Below are 18,721 nucleotides of genomic sequence, written 5' to 3' on the forward strand. Positions count from 1 at the left end.
GCCTGCGGATCTGCGCCTAATCGACCAGCCGCTTCAGCACCAGCGAGGCGTTGGTGCCGCCGAACCCGAAGGAATTGGACAGGGCGACATCGATCTGGCGCTCCCGCTTCACATGGGGGACGAGATCGATTTTCGTTTCGACGGCCGGCGTGTCCAGGTTGAGCGTCGGCGGGGCGACATTGTCGCGGATGGCCAGCGTCGAGAAGATCGCCTCCACCGCACCCGCAGCCCCGAGCAGATGGCCGATGGACGACTTGGTGGACGACATCGACACGCGCGACGCGCCAGCCCCGAGCAAGCGCTCGACGGCGCCGAGTTCGATCGTGTCGGCCATGGTCGATGTGCCATGGGCGTTCACATAGTCGATATCGGACGGATCCAGCCCGGCGCGCTTGAGCGCCGCGCGCATGCAGCGCTCGGCGCCTTCGCCATGCTCGGACGGCGCGGTGATGTGGTAGGCATCGCCCGACAGGCCGTAGCCCACCACTTCCGCGTAGATCTTCGCGCCTCGACGGCGCGCATGCTCCAGTTCCTCGAGCACCACGATGCCGGCACCCTCGCCCATCACGAAGCCATCGCGATCGGCATCATAGGGGCGCGAAGCGCGGGTCGGATCGTCGTTGCGGCCCGTGGACAATGCCTTGCAGGCGGCAAAGCCGGCCAGGGCGATCCGGCAGACGGGCGATTCCGTGCCGCCGGCCACCATCACGTCGGCATCGTCCAGCGCGATCAGCCGCGCGGCGTCGCCGATCGCATGGGCGCCCGTCGAGCAGGCGGTCACGACCGAGTGGTTCGGGCCGCGCAAATGATGGCGGATCGAAACATGACCCGATGCCAGGTTGATCAGCCGGCCCGGGATGAAAAAAGGTGACAGGCGGCGCGGACCACGGTCGCGCAGCGTGTAGCCGGCCTCCACGATGCCTTCGAGACCGCCGATGCCGGAGCCGATCAGAACGCCGGTGCGGGTCTGATCCTCGTCCGTCTCGGGCGCCCAGCCGGCATCGGCCAGGGCCTCGTCGGCGGCGCCGACGGCGTAGATGATGAAGGGGTCAACCTTGCGCTGCTCTTTCGGCTCCATGACGGAGTCGGCATTGAAGGTGCCGTCGGTGCCATCGCCCTTGGGGATCTGGCAGGCGATCTGGCAGGCGAGATCGTCGACGTCGAAATCGGTGACCCGCTGGGCGCCGCTCTGGCCGGCCAGAAGACGGCTCCAGCTATGCTCCACCCCATTGGCCAGCGGCGACACCATGCCAAGGCCGGTTATGACGACTCGCCTCATGCTGATTCCTTCGATGCGAACCTTGGGATCGGGCGTGTGACCCGCTCCGTCGGCCCGGACGGCGGGGCGCCGCGGGTGCGGGCATCGACCGCCTCATAAGAGGGTTTGCCCTTTCGGCGGGCGGCGCTTGAGGGCGCCATGCCCGCCGAACTGGTTCTGGGAACCGAACCCGTGGGCCGCCGCGACATGTCGCACGGCCTCATGGCCGCGCGGCGGCCGGTCCGGTCGGGTCGAGCCTTAGCTCTGGTTCTTCTCGATGAACTTCACGGCGTCGCCGACGGTCAGAATCGTCTCGGCGGCATCGTCCGGGATTTCCACGCCGAACTCTTCCTCGAAGGCCATGACGAGTTCGACCGTGTCCAGGCTGTCGGCGCCGAGATCGTCGATGAAGCTGGCGTTCTCCGTCACCTTCTCCTGCTCGACACCGAGATGTTCGACGACGATCTTCTTCACCCGTTCAGCGGTATCGCTCATATTAAATCCTCTAATGAGATGGGTTTCGCCGTTTTCGTTAGACGCCGCCGGACGGTTAATCAAGCGGTCAGGCTGCGGAGAGCTGGCGTTTGGCGGCTCCGAACCAAAAAACAACGCAATATCGGGCCGCATTGCGGCCCGACATTCCTATCAGATCATGGCCATGCCGCCATTCACATGAATTGTCTGGCCGGTAACATAACCGGCCTCCTGCGACGCCAGGAACAGCGCCGCAGCCGCGATCTCGTCCGGGGCACCCATGCGCTTCATGGGAATCGCGGACATGATCTGGTCCTTCTGCTTGTCGTTGAGCTTGCCCGTCATGGCGCTTTCGATGAAGCCGGGCGCGATGCAGTTGACCGTGACATTGCGCGAGGCGATTTCCTGCGCAAGCGATTTGGAGAAGCCGATCATGCCGGCCTTGGCCGCGCAGTAATTGGCCTGCCCGGGATTGCCCGTCACGCCGACGATCGAGGTGATGTTGATGATCCGCCCGTAGCGGCGGCGCATCATCTGATGGGTCAGCCCACGCGTGAGCCGGAAGGTGGCCGTCAGGTCGACCTCGATCACGCGGTCCCAGTCCTCGTCGGACATGCGCACGAAGAGCCCGTCCTTGGTGATGCCGGCGTTGTTGACCAGGATGTCGACGCCGCCGAGCTCCTGATCGGCCGCTTCGGCCAGGGCCGTCTGGTCGGCGCGCGAGCCGAGATCCGCCGGGAAGACGAGCGCCCGCTCGCCGAGCTCGGCCGCCAGGGCCTCCAGCTTCTCGCGCCGGGTGCCATGCAGGCCGACCGTCGCGCCCGCCGCGTGGAGCACGCGGGCGATGGCTTCGCCGATTCCGCCGCTGGCGCCGGTGACCAGCGCCTTGCGCCCCGACAGATCGAACATTCTCATTCCCCCTGAAGCTTCGTCATGGCTGCTTCCACATCGGCCGACGTGCCGACCGATTGCGCGGAAAGCCGCTTGTCGATGCGGCGCGCCAGCCCCGATAGCACCTTACCGGCCCCCACTTCAAACAGCATGTCGACGCCGTCCTCGGCAAGGAAGGTCATGCTCTCGCGCCAGCGCACCTGGCCGGTCACCTGTTCGACGAGCTGCGCGCGGATGCGCTCGGGGTCGGAAACGGGCGCCGCCAGCACATTGGCGATCAGCGGAACCTTCGGCGTGCGGATATCCACCGCGATCAATGCTTCGGCCATGCGGTCGGCGGCCGGATGCATCAGGGCGCTGTGGAACGGCGCCGAAACCTGCAGGGCGATGGCCCGCTTGGCGCCCCGCGCGCTGGCCAGGGCCATGGCCCGCTCGACCGCCGCCTTGTCGCCCGAAACGACGAGCTGGCCGCCGCCATTGTCGTTGGCGATCTGCACGCTGCCGCCCTCTGCCGCTTCCACGCACAGGGCCGCGACATCGTCGTGCTCCAGGCCGATGATGGCGGCCATGGCGCCGGCCCCGGGCGGGACCGCGGCCTGCATGGCTTCCCCGCGGATGCGCAGGAGACGTGCCGTCTCACCGATATCGAGCGAGCCTGCCGCCGCCAGCGCCGAATATTCCCCCAGCGAATGGCCGGCCACATAGGCCGCGCTGGCGACATCGAAGCCACGGGCTTCCATGGCGCGGAGCGCCGCCAGCGACACCGCCATCAGCGCGGGCTGGGCATTGGCCGTCAGGGTCAGCGCGTCCTCCGGCCCTTCGAAGATCAGCGTGCTCAGCTTCTCTCCCAGCGCGTCGTCCACCGCATCGAACACCGCGCGGCTCGCCGGCACGGTGTCGTAAAGGTCACGGCCCATGCCAACGGCCTGGCTGCCCTGCCCCGGAAATACCAATGCGAACGTCATGCGGATCCTTCTTCGAAAAGCGCCTCGTTACGGCCGGTCATTCAAGGAATGCAGCCCGGCATGTCAACCTTCCATGGCCGCCGAGCCTTGCGAAGGCATGAAAATTGGCGTAAGGGACGCGCCGTCAATGCCCGGATTTTGGCCGGGGGCTGAACGGAAGGGCGGCATAACATGCCGTCGGGGCCAACGCCCTGCTTCCCGTGTCCCCGCTCTCGACCGTCTCGCTAGACGCGCCTTTCCATGTTCGGCCTGCCTGGCCGCTTTCAGGGGGAGTCGCAGAGGCTTAGCCGCCGAAGCCCGGGCATAGAACGAAAGACAACACGGAAAGGCAAGAACATGGCGCTCTACGAGCACGTTTTCCTTGCCCGCCAGGACATCAGCAGCCAGCAGGTCGACGCCCTCGTCGATCAGTATCGCGGCGTGCTGGAAGCCAATGGCGGCAAGGTCGGCAAGGTCGAGAACTGGGGTCTGAAGACCCTCTCGTACCGCATCAAGAAGAACCGCAAGGCCTATTACACGCTGGTCAACATCGACGCCCCTTCCGCCGCGGTGGAAGAGATGGAGCGTCAGATGCGGTTTAACGAAGATATCCTGCGCTACATCACCATCCGCGTCGAAGAGCACGAAGACGCGCCTTCGGCCATGATGCAGAAGCGTGACGACCGTCCGCGCCGCGGCGACCGCGAAGGCGGCGACCGTGGTGACCGTGGCGACCGCGGTGGAGATCGTGGCGGCCGTGGCCGTCGCGAGCGCAATGAGGAGGCCGTCTGATGGTCGATATCGCACAGCTCCCGACCCGTCGCCCGTTCCATCGGCGCCGCAAGTCGGACCCGTTCGCGGCGAGTGATTCGCCGAAGATCGACTACAAGGACGTCCGTCTTCTGCAGCGCTACATTTCCGAGCGCGGCAAGATCGTCCCTTCGCGCATCACCGCCGTCTCGCAGAAGAACCAGCGTGAGCTGGCCCGTGCGATCAAGCGCGCGCGCTTCCTGGGCCTCCTGCCCTACGTCCTGAAGTAATCATGCGTCGGCGGCGGGCCCGGACGGGTCCGCCGCCGCGTTTTGCGCACCCTTCGGCAAGGCGCGTGACCGCAAACTTCCATGCCGAGTTGGGGCCATGCCCCTAACTGCGACAAGCAGGACAGCGACACCCTATGCAGAAATCCGCAATCCTCGTTTCCATTGCCGCCGGCCTTGCCAGCGCGCTCCTGTTCGCAGGCCTGATTGGCCAGGCGGCAGGCGGATTGCTGCTGCCCTTGTTGACCCCCCTCCCCATCTTCATCGCAAGCCTCGGCTGGGGCAGCGTCGCCGGATTCGTCTCCGTCGCCGTGGCGGCGACCGCCGTCAGCGCGGCCACCGGCTCGCTCATGGTCAGCATCCCGCTGCTGGTCGCCATGGGCATCCCCGCCGCCTGGATCGGCCATCTGGCGGGCCTGTCGCGCCTGCGCTCCGATATTCCCGCCCCGGCCAATGACGCGCGCCCGGCGCTGGACTGGTATCCGCTCTCACGCATCCTGATGGCGATCGTCGGCGCGGCCATCGCCGCCTGCGTGATTCTCGGCTGGATCATCGGCTTCAACCCGCAGGAGTTCGGCCCGGTGCTGGCCGAAGCGCTCGGCTCGCAAGCCGCGCTCGGCCCGGACAGCGAGGCCCAGCTCCAGGAACTCGGCGCGCTGGTGGTCCGGCTCGTGCCCTTCGTGCAGCCGGCGCTGCTCGTTGCCATGCTGGCCGGCCTTCTCTACCTGGCCGCGGCGCTGACGCGGGCCAGCGGCAAGCTTCCGCGCCCGCGGGACGATATCCCCTCCGCCGCGGGGCTGCCCCGCATTGCCCTGCCGATCTTTGCCGGCGCCCTGGCCTTTTCCTTCCTGGACGGTCTCGTCGGCCTTCTCGGCGCGGTGGTGGCGGGGGCCTTCGGCATGGCGTTCACGCTTGTCGGCCTGGCCGCGATGCATCGGCGCACGCGGGGCATGGCGGCGCGCGGGCTGCTTCTCTTCAGCGCCTATGCGGCGATCCTGCTTCTCTCCATTCCCCTCTTCGCCTTCCTGATTCTGGGGGCGGTCGATGTCGCCCGGTCCGGGACGGCGCCAGAGGGAAAACCATCCTGATTTTCGGAACAAGACTGAAAGGATCCGATCATGGAAGTCATCCTCCTCGAGCGCATCGCGCGCCTTGGCCAGCTCGGCGATACCGTCCGCGTGCGCGACGGCTATGCCCGCAACTACCTTCTGCCGACGGGCCGCGCCCTGCGTGCCAACGACGCCAACCGCGCCCGCTTCGAAGCGCAGAAGGCTCAGCTCGTCGCCCGTAACGAAGAGCGCAAGAGCGAAGCCCAGTCGATCGCCGAGCAGCTCAACGGCAAGCGCTTCGTCATCGTCCGCTCGGCCGGCGAGACCGGCCAGCTCTACGGCTCCGTCTCGGCGCGCGACATCGCCGAACTGGTGCGTGCCGAGGGCTATGCCATCAACCGCAACGCGGTCGAGCTGAACCTGCCGATCAAGGCCATCGGCCTCCACACGGTGGCCATCGTCCTGCATCCGGAAGTCGAATCGCGCATCGAGCTGAACATCGCCCGCTCGCAGGACGAGGCAGAGCGCCAGGCCCGCGGCGAGACGCTGACCTCGGCCGACGCCATCTACGGCCGTGACGAGGACGAAGACCTGGCGGACGAAGACGCCGAGGGCGAAGAGGACGAGGCCGAAACCGAGTCCGACGACGCCCGCGCCTGATGCGCGCCGATCGCCCCGTTGCGGGCGATCCACAGCTTATCCACATGCGCAAGGCCGGTCCCGACGGGGCCGGCCTTGCGTGTGCCGGGCCTTCCTCATTTTTTCCACACAGGTGGAGAAAACCCATGTATTTCGATGGTGAGGATCGTGCCATGGGCATGTTGCGGCCATCGTGTCGGCCTCGCTGACCCGCTAGGGTACCATTTTCGACGGCTCGGATCAGGAAAGGGCTTGGCGCATGGCCGATGCGGCGCGCAAGATCGACGAGAACGGCCCCGCCTACCGCGAGGCGCCCTCCAACATCGAGGCGGAGCAGGCGCTGCTGGGCGCCATTCTCGTCAACAACGACGCCTATTACATCGTCCATGACTTCCTGAAGCCCGAACACTTCCACGAGCCGCTGCACCGCGAGATTTTCGGCAAGGCATCGGAAATGATCCGGATGGGCAAGATCGCCAATCCTGTCACGATCAAGACCTTCATGGCCGCGAACGACCGGGTCGGCGACATCACCATCGCCCAGTACCTGGCCAGGCTGGCGGCCGAAGCCACGACCATCATCAACGCGGCCGATTACGGCCGGGGCATCTATGACCTGGCGCTGCGGCGCAGCCTCATCCGCATCGGCGAGGAAATGGTCAACGATGCCTTCGATGCGCCGCTGGACCTCGAGCCCAAGAAGCAGATCGAGGAGTCCGAGCGCAAGCTTTTCGAGCTTGCCGAAACCGGGCGCTATGACGGCGGGTTCCAGGCCTTTTCCGATGCCATGGCACTGGCCATCGAGATGGCCGGCGCGGCCAAGGACCGCGATGGCGGCCTGTCGGGCATCTCCTCCGGCATCCGGGAGATGGACCGGCGCATGGGCGGGTTGCAGCCTTCCGATCTGATCATCCTGGCCGGGCGTCCGGCCATGGGAAAAACCTCGCTGGCCACCAACATCGCCTTCAACATTGCCTCCGCCTACGAGCCGGCCGAACAGGCGGATGGCAGCTTCAAAGCCAAGAATGGCGGCGTCGTCGCCTTCTTCTCGCTGGAAATGTCGGCCGAGCAGCTGGCAACGCGTATCATTTCCGAGCAGAGCGAGGTGTCCTCCTCCAAGATCCGGCGCGGCAACATCACCGATGCCGAATATGCCAAGCTGGTCGCCTGTACCGAGATGATGCAGCGCGCCCCGCTCTATATCGACCAGACGGGCGGCATCTCGATCGCGCAGCTTTCGGCCCGTGCGCGCAGGCTGAAGCGCCAGCGCGGCCTGGACGTGATGGTGATCGACTATGTCCAGCTGATGCAGGGATCGTCCAAGAAGTCCGACAACCGCGTGCAGGAAATCACCGAGATCACCACCGGGTTGAAGGCCCTGGCCAAAGAGCTTTCGGTGCCGATCATCGCCCTGTCGCAGCTGTCGCGCCAGGTCGAATCGCGCGAGGACAAACGCCCGCAGCTCTCCGACCTTCGCGAATCGGGCTCCATCGAGCAGGACGCCGACGTCGTGCTCTTCGTGTATCGCGATGAGTACTACCTGCAGAACAAGGAGCCGAAGGCCGGCACGGAAGAGCATCTGAAGTGGCAGCAGCAGATGAACGAATCACGCGGCAAGGCTGAAGTCATCATCGCCAAGCAGCGCCACGGCCCGACCGGCACCATCCCCCTGGCCTTCCAGGCGGAGTTCACGCGCTTCACGGACCTTGCGGAAGAATCGCATCTTCCGGAACGGTTCTGAGCGCGACCGCGCCCAATTTCGCCTGTAACGAGCAGATCATGTCGCAAGCAAGCTTTCGTGGGCGCCGTCCCTTCGTCGAGATCGATTCCTGGGCCCTGAAATCCAACTGGCGTTCGCTGGCCATGCAGGCGCCGGACGCCCGCACCGGCGCGGCCGTCAAGGCCGATGGCTACGGGCTCGGCGGCGTCATCGCCGCCAAGGCGCTGTTTGCCGCGGGCTGCCGGGACTTCTTCGTAGCCTGGGCCGAGGAAGGCGCCGCGATCCGCGAGGCCATGCCGGGCAAGAACTGCCGCATCTTCGTGCTGCAGGGCCTCGACACCGAGGCTGCCCGCCTGTGCCGCGAGTATTTCCTCATCCCGATCCTGTCCACGCCGGAAGACGTCGATCTGTGGGCCGTGGCCGAGGGTGCGCGCGACCTGCCAGGCGTCGCCGGCCTGCAACTGGAAACCGGCATGCACCGGCTCGGCCTGAACGATGTGCAGTCCCGGCGCGCAGCCGAGCTGTCGGCCAGCGGCACGCTGGATCTGGCCCTTGTCATGAGCCATCTGGCCAGCGCCGACGAGCCGGCATCCAGCCTGCCTGAGGAACAGCTGGGCGAGTTTCGCAAGCGCGCGAACCGCTTTCCCTATGTGGCGCGGTCGCTTGCCAATACGGCGGCGATCTTCCGTGACCCGGCCTTCCATTTCGACCTGACCCGGCCGGGCATCGGCCTGTATGGCGGCGCGACGGAGCTCGATCCGAGCGGCGCATTGCGGGCGGTGCCGCGCCTCGTCGGCCATGTCCTGCAGGTGGCGGATGTAAAGCGCGGCGAACATGTCGGCTATGGCGGGACGGTGAAGCTGAAGCGCGCCGCCCGGATCGCGACGGTGGGCCTTGGCTATGCCGACGGCTATCCGCGCAGCGCCAACGAACCCGCGCGCACGGACGGCGCGCCCGTGCCGCGCGTCTTCCTGGCGGGCAGTTCCGCCCCGCTGATCGGCCGCCTGTCCATGGATATGAGCATGGTGGACGTGACGCAGCTCCCCGTGGATGCGGTTCGGCCGGGAACCGAAGTGGAGTTTTACGGCCCGAACGTGCCGATCGACGAGGTCGCGCAGCGGGCGGGCACCATCGCCTACGAGCTCCTGACCGCCATCGGCACGCGCGTCGCGCGGATCTGGATCTGAGCCCCATGGCCAAGGCGAAGGTCAACTTCATCTGCCAGAATTGCGGCGCGGTCTATAATCGCTGGCAGGGCAAATGCGATGCCTGCGGCGAATGGAACACCATCGTCGAGGAAAGCCAGAGCGGCGGCATCGGCGGCGGTCCGGCCACGGCCGGGCGGCGCAAGGGCCGCGCTTCGGCCCTGTTCCCCCTGTCGGGCGAAACCGAGGAAGCCCCGCGCATCGTGTCGGGCATCGACGAGTTGGACCGCGTCACCGGCGGCGGCTTCGTGCGCGGCTCCGCGCTGCTCGTCGGCGGCGATCCCGGCATCGGCAAGTCCACCCTGCTCATGCAGGCGGCCGCGTCGCTGGCGCGGCGGGGGCACAGCATCGTCTATGTTTCGGGCGAGGAAGCCGTCGCGCAGGTACGCCTGCGGGCGCAGCGGCTGAAGGCCGCCGATACAAGCGTGCAGCTGATGGCCGAAACCAATATCGAGGATATCCTCGCCACCCTGTCGGCCAACGGCAAGCCGGACCTTGTCATCATCGACTCCATCCAGACCATCTGGACCGACCTTGCCGATTCCGCCCCTGGTACGGTGACGCAGGTCCGCTCGGCGGCGCAGGCGCTGATCCGCTATGCCAAGTCGACCGGTACCGCAGTCATCCTTGTCGGTCATGTCACCAAGGAGGGGCAGATTGCCGGGCCGCGTGTGGTCGAGCACATGGTGGACGGCGTTCTGTACTTCGAGGGTGAAGGCGGCCACCATTTCCGCATCCTGCGCACCGTCAAGAACCGCTTCGGCCCGACGGACGAGATCGGCGTCTTCGAAATGGGCGATGGCGGCCTGCGCGAGGTTCCCAACCCTTCCGAACTCTTCCTGGGCGAGCGGAACGAAAAGGCGCCGGGCGCCGCCGTTTTTGCCGCTATCGAAGGCACGCGCCCCGTGTTGGTCGAAATCCAGGCGCTTGTCGCGCCCTCGCCGCTCGGCACGCCGCGCCGCTCCGTCCTTGGCTGGGACCAGCCGCGCCTTGCCATGGTGCTGGCGGTGCTGGAGGCCCATTGCGGTGTGCGGCTGGCGCAGCATGACGTCTATTTGAACGTGGCGGGCGGCTACCGCATCAACGAGCCGGCAGCGGACGTGGCCGTGGCGGCGGCACTCGTATCCTCCCTTGCGCAATCGGCCCTGCCGGCGGACTGCGTCTATTTCGGAGAGGTCAGCCTGTCCGGGGCGGTGCGGCCCGTGGCCCATGCCAATCTGCGGCTCAAGGAGGCCGAGAAGCTTGGCTTCCGGCGCGCCGTACTGCCGCATTCGGGCACGGACGCGCCGCGCGGCGGCAGTGTCTCGATCACGGAAGTCTCAGCGCTCGCCGATCTCGTGGCGCGGATCGCCAGCGGTCAGGACAAAAGCAATGCTTGATTTTCGCACCATCCGCGAGTGTAAGACTGGCTACGGAACTGAGCGCCAAGTCCAAGGAACGGCATGACCATCACCCTGCTCGACGTCGCCCTCGTCGTCATCACCCTTATTTCGGCGATCCTGGCCATGGTGCGCGGCTTCTCGCGCGAGGTGCTGTCCATCGTCAGCTGGGTCGTGGCCGCCGCGGCGGCTTGGTATTTCTTCCCTCAGCTCACGCCCTTCACCGCCCAGTATATCGACAATCACACGCTCGCCATGGCGGTCACCGCGCTGGCGATCTTCCTTGTGGTGCTGATCGTCGTCTCGCTGATCACCATGCACATCGCCGACTTCATCATCGACAGCCGGGTCGGCGCGGTCGACCGTATCCTCGGCTTCCTGTTCGGCGCGGCGCGCGGCGTCCTCCTGATGGTGGTGGCGGTCGTCTTCCTGAACTGGCTCAACCCCGACCAGCAGCACCCGCAGATCGCCGATGCGCGCTCCAAGCCCTTCCTGGACGATCTGGGTGCGGACCTCGTCGGCAGCATGGACGGGCTCGTCCAGTATGTGAACCGGCAGCTCGGACCGCCCCCGGCGGTAGAGACCGAAGCCGTCGGCGCGCAACCGGCGGAAGCACCGGCCGAGCCGGGATCGGTCGAAGACGCAATCACCGGTGCGCAGCAGCCTCAAGCCAATTGACGTTGCGGCCCGCCTGAGGCAAAAGCCTCTTGTGGAGAGGGAAGTCATGAATGGGCGCGACACTATCGCGCCTGTTTCGTTTTTCAGGTCGCGAATGCGCGGCGGGCCCACCATATGAGCCCGAGGGACCCGCGTGATGGTGCATCGGGGTCGGTTCGACCGGGCACCGGGCGTTTCCTGCCATAAGCAGGCTCGCCGCCGCGGCAAGCGGACCGCTCCAAGGGCCTTCGAGCCAGGAACGAGAGTGACATGGGCGAGACTCCTTTCGACGACATGGACGGCGACACGCTGCACGAAGAGTGCGGCGTCTTCGGCATTCTGGGCCATCCCGATGCCGCAACGCTGACCGCCCTGGGCCTGCATGCGCTGCAGCATCGCGGCCAGGAGGCGGCCGGCCTCGTCTGCTTCGACGGGCAGCAGTTCCATTCCGAGCGTCGGATGGGCCTGGTCGGCGATCATTATACCGACCCGGCCGTGCTGGCCCGCCTGCCCGGCGCCATGGCGATCGGCCATGTCCGCTATTCGACCACCGGGGAGACGGCGCTTCGCAACGTCCAGCCGCTCTTTGCCGAGCTGGAGGTCGGTGGCATCGCGATCGCCCATAATGGCAACTTCACCAACGGGCTGACGCTACGGCGCCAGCTCATCGCCGATGGCGCCATCTGCCAGTCGACCTCCGATACCGAGGTGGTGCTGCACCTGATCGCCCGGTCGCGGCAGACCCACTCGTCGGATCGCTTCATCGATGCGATCCGCCAGGTGGAGGGCGGCTACTCCATGGTGGCGCTGACGCGCACCAAGCTGATCGCGGCGCGCGACCCGATCGGCATCCGCCCGCTGGTGATGGGCGAGCTCGACGGCAAGCCCATCTTCTGTTCGGAAACCTGCGCGCTGGATATCATCGGCGCGAAGTATATCCGCGACGTGGAAAACGGCGAAGTCATCATCTGCGAGATCCAGCCGGACGGCTCCATCACGGTGGACAGCCGCAAAGCCGAGAAGCCGCAGCCCGAACGCCTCTGCCTCTTCGAATATGTCTATTTCGCGCGGCCGGACTCGGTCGTCGGCGGCCGCAACGTCTATGTGGCCCGCAAGGCCATGGGCCGGCATCTGGCGCAGGAAGCCCCGGTCGAGGCGGATGTCGTCGTTCCGGTGCCCGATGGCGGCACGCCCGCGGCAATCGGCTTTGCGCAGGAATCGGGTATTCCCTTCGAGCTCGGCATCATCCGCAACCACTATGTCGGCCGCACCTTCATCGAGCCGACGCAGCAGATCCGCGCCTTCGGCGTGAAGCTCAAACACTCGGCCAACCGCGCCATGATCGAGGGCAAGCGCGTCGTGCTCGTCGACGATTCCATCGTGCGCGGCACGACATCGGTGAAGATCGTGCAGATGATCCGGGATGCCGGGGCAACGGAAGTGCATATCCGCGTCGCCAGCCCGATGATCTTCTATCCGGACTTCTACGGCATCGACACGCCCGATGCCGACAAGCTCCTGGCCAATCAATATTCGTCGCTGGATGCCATGTGCCGCTTCATCGGCGCCGACAGCCTGGCTTTCCTGTCGCTGGACGGGCTCTACCATGCGGTCGGCGGAGAGAGCCGCAATGACAAAGCACCGCAATTCACCGACCACTATTTCACGGGCGATTATCCGACCCGGCTTCTGGACCGGGAAGCCCCGGTCAACAACGTGCATCGGCTCGCCGTCATGGCGAACCACGGCTGAAGCCGGCCGAGGGGGGACGAAGGACTGGCATGACGGGTAGGTTGCAAGGGCGCGTTGCGCTGGTCACCGGCGCATCGCGCGGCATCGGCTATTTCTTGGCGAAGGCTCTGGCTGCGGAAGGCGCCCATATCATCGCCGTGGCACGCACCGTCGGCGGGCTCGAGGAACTGGACGACGAGATCCAGTCCGCAGGCGGCTCCGCTACGCTGGTTCCGCTCGATCTGATGGACATGCCGGGCATCGACCGGCTGGGCGGAGCGATCCACGAGCGCTGGGGCAAGCTCGACGTCCTGGTGTTGAATGCCGGCGCGCTCGGCGTGCTGGCGCCGCTCGGCCATATCGAGGCCAAGACCTTCGACAAGACCATGCGCATCAACGTGGATGCGACCTGGCGGCTGATCCGCACGACGGACCCTCTGCTGCGCGCGTCCGATGCCGGCCGCGCTATCTACCTGTCGTCGGGTGCCGCCCATTCGACCAAGGCCTATTGGGGCCTCTACGCCGCAACCAAGGCTGCGGGCGAGGCGATGATCAAATCCTGGGCGAACGAAACGCGCAACCTGGCGCTGCGCGTCAACTCGGTTAATCCGGGCGCCACGCGCACGGCGATGCGGGCTTTGGCCATGCCGGGCGAAAACCCGGACACGCTTCCGCGCCCGGCCGATGTTGCGGCAAAGATCCTGCCCCTCGCCTTCCCCGATCTCACCGAGACGGGGCGGCTTTTCGACGTGCGGCAGGATCGTTTCCTTACCTACCACATGCCCGACTGAACCACCGGCCCCGTCAGCTCTGGCGGTGGGCCTGATCGGCTTTGCGAAAGGCGCGGATCGCGAAGGGCATGGTGAGGTAATAGGCGACGACGGACAGCGTCAGCGTTTCCCAGAAGTAGCTGAGCAGCAGCCCGATATAGAGGACGACCACCAGCACGACGGGCACGACGAAGTCGCGCCGTATGGGAATGCTGACCGTCTTGCCGGAATAGGTCGGGATGCGGCTGGCCATGAGCAGTCCGACGACGACGAGGTAGACGGCGGAGAACATGGCCGTCACCTGCGGGAAGCCCGTCGCTTCGCCACTGAAGCCGACATAGACGGGAAACAGCGCCAGCGCCGCGCCGGCCGGAGCCGGCACGCCGACGAAGAAGGCGCTTTTCCAGGCCGGGCGGTTCGGCTCGTCCAGCATGGTGTTGAAGCGCGCCAGCCGCAGGGCCGAGCCGCTGGCATAGAGCAGAGCCGCGATCCAGCCGATGGCCCCGGCATCGTGCAGTGTATAGGCGTAGAGAAGAAGCGCCGGCGCCACGCCGAAGTTCACGACGTCGGCGAGCGAATCCATCTCGGCGCCGAACCGGCTCTGCCCGTTGACGAGCCGCGCGATGCGCCCGTCGATCCCGTCCAGGAATGCCGCGCCCAGAACCAGCACCACGGCCAGTTCGAAACGGCCTTCGAAAGCATAGCGGATCCCCGTCATGCCGGCGCAGATCGACAGGATGGTGATGAGGTTCGGCAGGATATGCCGCAGCGGAATGCGCGAGTAATAGCGCACGCCGCTCGGCGGCTCGTCACGTGATGTCGTGTTGGTCGGCTCCATCGGCCCTCCTTCAGTCGCGGCGTGCCGGCCAGGTGGCCAGGCCGTCGCCATGTTCGGCGATGATCGTCTCGCCGGCAATGGCGCGCTGCCCCTCTGCCACGCGGGGAACGGTGCCGTCGGGAAGGTAGATGTCCAGCCGGGAACCGAAGCGTATCAGGCCGTAACGCTCCCCGGCCTCGAGCGATCCGCCCGCCCGCACAAAACTGACGATGCGCCGCGCGACCGCGCCGGCGATCTGAACGACGCCGACCTCTCCGAACGGACCGTTGATGACCATGGAGGACCGCTCGTTCACCTCGCTCGCCTTGTCGAGCTCGGCATTCTTGAACTGGCCTTCCCGGTAGCTGATCCGCAGGATGCCGCCGCGCACCGGCGCGCGGTTGATGTGGCAGTCGAAGACATTCATGAAGATGGAGATGCGCAGCAGCGGCTCGTCGCCGAGCTGCAGCTCCGCCGGCGGCACGACATGGCCGACGAGCGAGACGTGGCCGTCCGCCGGGCTGATGACGAGATGATCGGCCTGCGGCACGAGCCGCTCGGGATCGCGGAAGAAGTAGGCGCACCAGATCGTCAGGATCAGGAAAAGCCAGAAGAGCGGCTGCCACAGGAGGCCGAGCAGCAGCCCGGCCACGAAGAAGGCCGCGATGAAGGGATACCCCGCCCGGTGCACCGGCACGAGAGCGTTTCGGATCGACTGGATCATATCCATGAAATACCGTGGTCCTTCCTGACAGTCCGGCAGCGCGAGGGCTTGGCCGGGGTGTAGAGTGCTTACCGCCGCGGTTCAAGCGGATCGGCCGGGGCGCGCCGCTCGATAACGCCGAGCTGATCGGCTTCCCGGGCACGCCTGAGCGCTTCCTCGGCCTCGGTCGCCTCACGCTGCATCGCCCACATTTCCGCATAAAGCCCGTTTGCGGCCAGGAGCGTGCGGTGGCTGCCGCGCTCGACGATCTGACCCGCCCGCAGCACCAGGATTTCGTCCGCATCGATGATGGTGGACAGGCGGTGCGCGATGGTCAGCGTGGTGCGCTCGGCCGAGACGAGGCTGAGCGCCGACTGGATGTCCTGTTCCGTATGGGTATCGAGCGCCGATGTCGCCTCGTCCAGCACCAGGATGGGCGGGGCCTTCAGGATCGTCCGCGCAATCGCGACACGCTGCTTTTCGCCGCCGGACAGCTTGAGCCCACGCTCGCCGACCGTCGTGCGGTAACCGTCGGGCAGGCTTTCGATGAAGCTATGGATCTGCGCCAGTTCGGCAGCGTGACGAACCTCTTCGTCGGTGGCATCGACGCGGCCGTAGCGGATATTGTAGGCGATGGTATCGTTGAAGAGCACCGTATCCTGCGGGACGATGCCGATGGCGCCGCGTAGGCTGTCCTGCCGCACCGCCGCGATATCCTGTCCGTCCACCGTTATCCGCCCGGACGAAACGTCGTAGAAGCGGAAGAGCAGGCGCGAAATGGTGGACTTGCCCGCGCCGGACGGCCCGACGATCGCCACGGAACGGCCGGCCGGAACCTCGAAGCTGATGCCCTTCAGGATTTCCCGTCCGCTGTCATAAGAAAAGCGCACATCTTCGAAGCGGATCGTGCCGGCCGTCACGGCCAGCGCGGGCGCGCCGGGCGTGTCGCGCACTTCCTCGCTGACCTGCAGGAGGTCGAACATCTGCTCCATATCCGTCAGCCCCTGGCGGATTTCGCGGTAGACGAAGCCGATGAAGTTGAGCGGGATGGACAGCTGCATCAGGAGCGCGTTGATGAAGACGAAATCGCCCAGGCTCTGCGTCCCCGCCATCACCTCGCGCGCGGACATGACCATGGCGACGCCCATGCCGATCGAGAAGATGACGCCCTGGCCGAAGTTCAGCCAGCCGAGCGAGGTCCATGTTCGCGTGGCGGCATTCTCGTAACGCGCCATGGACTGGTCGAAGCGCTCGGCCTCCATCGCCTCATTGCCGAAATATTTGACGGTTTCGAAGTTCAGGAGCGAGTCGATGGCCTTGGTGTTGGCCTCGGTATCGCTGTCGTTCATTTCGCGGCGAATGTGGATGCGCCAGTCGCTCGCGCGGATGGTGAAGACGGAATAGGCGATGACCGTCAGCGCGACGACGAGGACATAGGCGATCCCGTAGGTCACGCCAAAGATCACCGCCGTGAGCAGGAACTCGATGAGCGTCGGCACCGAATTGAGGATCGTGAAGCGCACGATCGTCTCGATGCCCTTGGTGCCGCGCTCGATGATGCGCGACAAGCCGCCGGTGCGGCGCTCCAGATGGAAGCGCAGCGACAGAGCGTGCATGTGGACGAAGGTCTTGTAGGCCAACCGTCTGACGGCATACTGGCCGACGCTGGCAAAGAGCGCGTCGCGCAGCTGGTTGAAGGCCACCGAAACGATCCGCGCCACATTATAGGCGACGACGAGCGTCACCGCGCCGGTCAGGACCAGCGGCAGCCAGGCAAGGCCTGACGTGTCGCCATCCAGCGCGTCGGTCGCCCATTTGTAGAAATAGGGGACGCCGACCGTCAGGAGCTTGGCCAGGATCAGGTAGAAGCTGGCCCACAGGACGCGGGCGCGCAGGTCCGGGCGCTCCTGCGGCCACATATAGGGCCAGAGATTGCGCAACGTCCTGAACGTCGCGCCACTGTCGCCGGATACGGCGCGGGAAGTGGTATCGGTCACGTGAGTTGAGTTCCGGGAGCATACGGCGCGGTGCGCGCACAAGGCGCGCGGCGTAGAGCCGCTTACCTAATGTCAGGCATGGCCTTGCGCCAGTGGTGCCGGATCAGCCGCCGGCAGCCTCGTTCGTCACGGGCATGCGGAAGATTTGGCCGGGATAGATGAGGTCTGGATTGCGGATCTGATCGCCATTGGCAAGGTAGATGACCGTGTAGCGGCTGCCCGACCCGTAATTCTCGCGCGAGATGCGCCAGAGCGTATCGCCCTTGCGGATGATGACGCGCCCGTCCACCGGCTGCAACGCGCCGTCGGCGCCATCCGCCTCCCGCGTGATGGAGGGATCGAGCTTTTCGGCGGCGGACATGCCCGGCAAGGCCGGAGAGGCCGCGACCGCGGCGACACGCTCGCCGTCCGGGCGGCTGAAGGGGACTTCGGCCCGGCTGACGACATTGCCGGCCCTGTCCAGCACATCGGCGCGAACCACATGCTGGCCGACCGGCACGTCCTGCGTGGCCGATGCCAGGAATTCCTTCTTGTCGCCAACGGCCGTCTCGGCGACGAAGGCGTCGTTCAGATAGAGGCGGACCTTCTGGCCGGCCTTCGCCGTACCGGCGATGAAGAGGTGATCGCCCTCGATCTCGACCGCGCCGATTGCCGGCGCGTCGGGATTGGCTGCTGCGGCAACCCGGGCAGCCTTGTCCTGTGAGGGCATGGGCGGTTCAGCAGCGGCGGCCGGGGTCTGCGCCGCCGCAACCTCAAGCGCTTGCCCGGTACGGGGCGCCGCGATCAGGCGCGAGGGAGCATCCGGCGCTTCGAGCATGACGAGGAGTTCGGACTCGCGGCCCGGCATCGGTACGCTGATCACCGCGCGCTGTTCGGACAGGCGCTCACCATCCCCCTCGCCGGCGACGAGCCGCAGCTCGTGATCGCCGATGGCGAGATTCTGCGGCAGGGTCAGCGCAAACTCGCCCTGCGCATTGCTGCGCCCCTGCGCCACCACGCGCTCACCGTCGAGAATGCGCAGGGCCGTATCAGGCTCCATGCGTCCGGCGATGAGGGTTGCGCCATCGGGCTCCACCCGGATCACGTCGAAGCTCGGCGCGAGCGGGTCCGGCGCGGTCTTGTTGGCCGTCGTCGCCGCGGCGGGTGCGGCCGGCGCCGCATCGGCCGCGGGCGCGGCGTCCGGCAGGGCCGCCGGCACGGTCGGCGCGGTGCTGGCCAGGGCAACGCTTTCGGTCGCCACCGTTTCAGGGGCGCCGAAGTGCCAGTATCCGATGGCAAGCCCCGTCAGGGCGACGACACCGGTCGTGCTAAGGAGGACACCGCTCTTGCGTTTCATGCTAACTCCGCCGAGGGGCGTTCGTGCCGCGACTGCCGTTTCCGGCTTCAAGCGGCATTTTAACAAATCAATTGGCCCGGCAACAAGATGCGGGACCATGAGTCCTTCGACGGA

Annotated in this window: 18 protein-coding genes; 10 read left to right on the forward strand and 8 right to left on the reverse strand. The window is 66.4% G+C overall.

Annotated elements, in window-relative coordinates; all coding sequences use genetic code 11:
* Window positions 1–16: 16 nt before the first annotated feature.
* The 4 genes from fabF to fabD form a co-directional block, all read right to left on the reverse strand.
* Window positions 17–1,279, reverse strand: a complete 1,263-nt coding sequence (fabF, locus tag AUL30_RS02415; RefSeq protein WP_062226224.1) for a beta-ketoacyl-ACP synthase II — start codon at window positions 1,277–1,279, stop codon at window positions 17–19.
* Window positions 1,280–1,516: 237 nt separating this feature from the next.
* On the reverse strand, window positions 1,517–1,753 hold the full coding sequence (locus tag AUL30_RS02420) for an acyl carrier protein (protein WP_060601679.1): 237 nt from the start codon (window positions 1,751–1,753) through the stop codon (window positions 1,517–1,519).
* A gap of 150 nt (window positions 1,754–1,903) precedes the next feature.
* Entirely contained in the window at window positions 1,904–2,641 is a 738-nt protein-coding gene (gene fabG, locus AUL30_RS02425; RefSeq protein WP_062226225.1) for a 3-oxoacyl-[acyl-carrier-protein] reductase, read from the reverse strand.
* Between the two features lie 2 nt (window positions 2,642–2,643).
* Entirely contained in the window at window positions 2,644–3,588 is a 945-nt protein-coding gene (gene fabD, locus AUL30_RS02430; RefSeq protein WP_062226226.1) for an ACP S-malonyltransferase, read from the reverse strand.
* 336 nt (window positions 3,589–3,924) lie between these two features.
* Here fabD and rpsF point away from each other — a divergent pair, with 336 nt between their 5' ends.
* The 10 genes from rpsF to AUL30_RS02480 all read left to right on the forward strand — a co-directional run bounded on the left by rpsF (window position 3,925) and on the right by AUL30_RS02480 (window position 13,775).
* Complete coding sequence (gene rpsF / locus AUL30_RS02435) at window positions 3,925–4,359, forward strand: 30S ribosomal protein S6 (protein ID WP_062226227.1); 435 nt, start codon at window positions 3,925–3,927, stop codon at window positions 4,357–4,359.
* Complete coding sequence (rpsR, locus tag AUL30_RS02440) at window positions 4,359–4,607, forward strand: 30S ribosomal protein S18 (protein ID WP_039193423.1); 249 nt, start codon at window positions 4,359–4,361, stop codon at window positions 4,605–4,607. Before rpsF ends, rpsR begins: the two co-directional genes overlap by 1 nt.
* A gap of 134 nt (window positions 4,608–4,741) precedes the next feature.
* Entirely contained in the window at window positions 4,742–5,692 is a 951-nt protein-coding gene (locus tag AUL30_RS02445) for a hypothetical protein (RefSeq protein ID WP_062226228.1), read from the forward strand.
* A gap of 30 nt (window positions 5,693–5,722) precedes the next feature.
* A complete protein-coding gene (rplI, locus tag AUL30_RS02450) occupies window positions 5,723–6,313 on the forward strand; it encodes a 50S ribosomal protein L9 (protein WP_062226229.1) in 591 nt (196 codons plus the stop codon).
* A gap of 238 nt (window positions 6,314–6,551) precedes the next feature.
* On the forward strand, window positions 6,552–8,033 hold the full coding sequence (locus AUL30_RS02455; RefSeq protein WP_062226230.1) for a replicative DNA helicase: 1,482 nt from the start codon (window positions 6,552–6,554) through the stop codon (window positions 8,031–8,033).
* Between the two features lie 38 nt (window positions 8,034–8,071).
* Window positions 8,072–9,199: an alanine racemase gene (gene alr / locus AUL30_RS02460; protein WP_062226231.1), complete on the forward strand. Its 1,128-nt coding sequence runs from the start codon at window positions 8,072–8,074 to the stop codon at window positions 9,197–9,199.
* Window positions 9,200–9,204: 5 nt separating this feature from the next.
* Window positions 9,205–10,596: a DNA repair protein RadA gene (gene radA, locus AUL30_RS02465; RefSeq protein WP_062226232.1), complete on the forward strand. Its 1,392-nt coding sequence runs from the start codon at window positions 9,205–9,207 to the stop codon at window positions 10,594–10,596.
* 63 nt (window positions 10,597–10,659) lie between these two features.
* Window positions 10,660–11,274 (forward strand): CvpA family protein, encoded by a 615-nt coding sequence (locus AUL30_RS02470; RefSeq protein ID WP_062226233.1) that lies wholly within the window; start codon window positions 10,660–10,662, stop codon window positions 11,272–11,274.
* Window positions 11,275–11,523: 249 nt separating this feature from the next.
* Window positions 11,524–13,005: an amidophosphoribosyltransferase gene (purF, locus tag AUL30_RS02475; RefSeq protein WP_062226234.1), complete on the forward strand. Its 1,482-nt coding sequence runs from the start codon at window positions 11,524–11,526 to the stop codon at window positions 13,003–13,005.
* 29 nt (window positions 13,006–13,034) lie between these two features.
* Window positions 13,035–13,775: an SDR family NAD(P)-dependent oxidoreductase gene (locus tag AUL30_RS02480; protein WP_062226235.1), complete on the forward strand. Its 741-nt coding sequence runs from the start codon at window positions 13,035–13,037 to the stop codon at window positions 13,773–13,775.
* A 13-nt stretch (window positions 13,776–13,788) separates the two neighbouring features.
* Here AUL30_RS02480 and pssA read toward each other — a convergent pair whose 3' ends face one another.
* From pssA to AUL30_RS02500, 4 genes are all read right to left on the reverse strand, one after another.
* Entirely contained in the window at window positions 13,789–14,592 is an 804-nt protein-coding gene (gene pssA / locus AUL30_RS02485) for a CDP-diacylglycerol--serine O-phosphatidyltransferase (protein ID WP_062226236.1), read from the reverse strand.
* A gap of 10 nt (window positions 14,593–14,602) precedes the next feature.
* Complete coding sequence (locus AUL30_RS02490; RefSeq protein ID WP_062226237.1) at window positions 14,603–15,301, reverse strand: phosphatidylserine decarboxylase; 699 nt, start codon at window positions 15,299–15,301, stop codon at window positions 14,603–14,605.
* A 62-nt stretch (window positions 15,302–15,363) separates the two neighbouring features.
* Entirely contained in the window at window positions 15,364–17,193 is a 1,830-nt protein-coding gene (locus AUL30_RS02495) for an ABCB family ABC transporter ATP-binding protein/permease (protein ID WP_192843002.1), read from the reverse strand.
* A 181-nt stretch (window positions 17,194–17,374) separates the two neighbouring features.
* Window positions 17,375–18,607, reverse strand: a complete 1,233-nt coding sequence (locus AUL30_RS02500) for a LysM peptidoglycan-binding domain-containing protein (protein WP_062226239.1) — start codon at window positions 18,605–18,607, stop codon at window positions 17,375–17,377.
* Window positions 18,608–18,721 lie beyond the last annotated feature (114 nt).

Origin of the sequence: Aureimonas frigidaquae, assembly GCF_001463905.1 — a bacterium.
Taxonomy (GTDB): Bacteria; Pseudomonadota; Alphaproteobacteria; order Rhizobiales; family Rhizobiaceae; genus Aureimonas; species Aureimonas frigidaquae.

Coding starts and splice junctions, on each gene's coding strand:
- fabF (WP_062226224.1), bottom strand. CDS start 1,279: ATGAGGCGAGTCGTCATAACCGGCCTTGGCATGGTGTCGCCGCTGGCC.
- AUL30_RS02420 (WP_060601679.1), bottom strand. CDS start 1,753: ATGAGCGATACCGCTGAACGGGTGAAGAAGATCGTCGTCGAACATCTC.
- fabG (WP_062226225.1), bottom strand. CDS start 2,641: ATGTTCGATCTGTCGGGGCGCAAGGCGCTGGTCACCGGCGCCAGCGGC.
- fabD (WP_062226226.1), bottom strand. CDS start 3,588: ATGACGTTCGCATTGGTATTTCCGGGGCAGGGCAGCCAGGCCGTTGGC.
- rpsF (WP_062226227.1), top strand. CDS start 3,925: ATGGCGCTCTACGAGCACGTTTTCCTTGCCCGCCAGGACATCAGCAGC.
- rpsR (WP_039193423.1), top strand. CDS start 4,359: ATGGTCGATATCGCACAGCTCCCGACCCGTCGCCCGTTCCATCGGCGC.
- AUL30_RS02445 (WP_062226228.1), top strand. CDS start 4,742: ATGCAGAAATCCGCAATCCTCGTTTCCATTGCCGCCGGCCTTGCCAGC.
- rplI (WP_062226229.1), top strand. CDS start 5,723: ATGGAAGTCATCCTCCTCGAGCGCATCGCGCGCCTTGGCCAGCTCGGC.
- AUL30_RS02455 (WP_062226230.1), top strand. CDS start 6,552: ATGGCCGATGCGGCGCGCAAGATCGACGAGAACGGCCCCGCCTACCGC.
- alr (WP_062226231.1), top strand. CDS start 8,072: ATGTCGCAAGCAAGCTTTCGTGGGCGCCGTCCCTTCGTCGAGATCGAT.
- radA (WP_062226232.1), top strand. CDS start 9,205: ATGGCCAAGGCGAAGGTCAACTTCATCTGCCAGAATTGCGGCGCGGTC.
- AUL30_RS02470 (WP_062226233.1), top strand. CDS start 10,660: ATGACCATCACCCTGCTCGACGTCGCCCTCGTCGTCATCACCCTTATT.
- purF (WP_062226234.1), top strand. CDS start 11,524: ATGGGCGAGACTCCTTTCGACGACATGGACGGCGACACGCTGCACGAA.
- AUL30_RS02480 (WP_062226235.1), top strand. CDS start 13,035: ATGACGGGTAGGTTGCAAGGGCGCGTTGCGCTGGTCACCGGCGCATCG.
- pssA (WP_062226236.1), bottom strand. CDS start 14,592: ATGGAGCCGACCAACACGACATCACGTGACGAGCCGCCGAGCGGCGTG.
- AUL30_RS02490 (WP_062226237.1), bottom strand. CDS start 15,301: ATGGATATGATCCAGTCGATCCGAAACGCTCTCGTGCCGGTGCACCGG.
- AUL30_RS02495 (WP_192843002.1), bottom strand. CDS start 17,193: ATGTGGCCGCAGGAGCGCCCGGACCTGCGCGCCCGCGTCCTGTGGGCC.
- AUL30_RS02500 (WP_062226239.1), bottom strand. CDS start 18,607: ATGAAACGCAAGAGCGGTGTCCTCCTTAGCACGACCGGTGTCGTCGCC.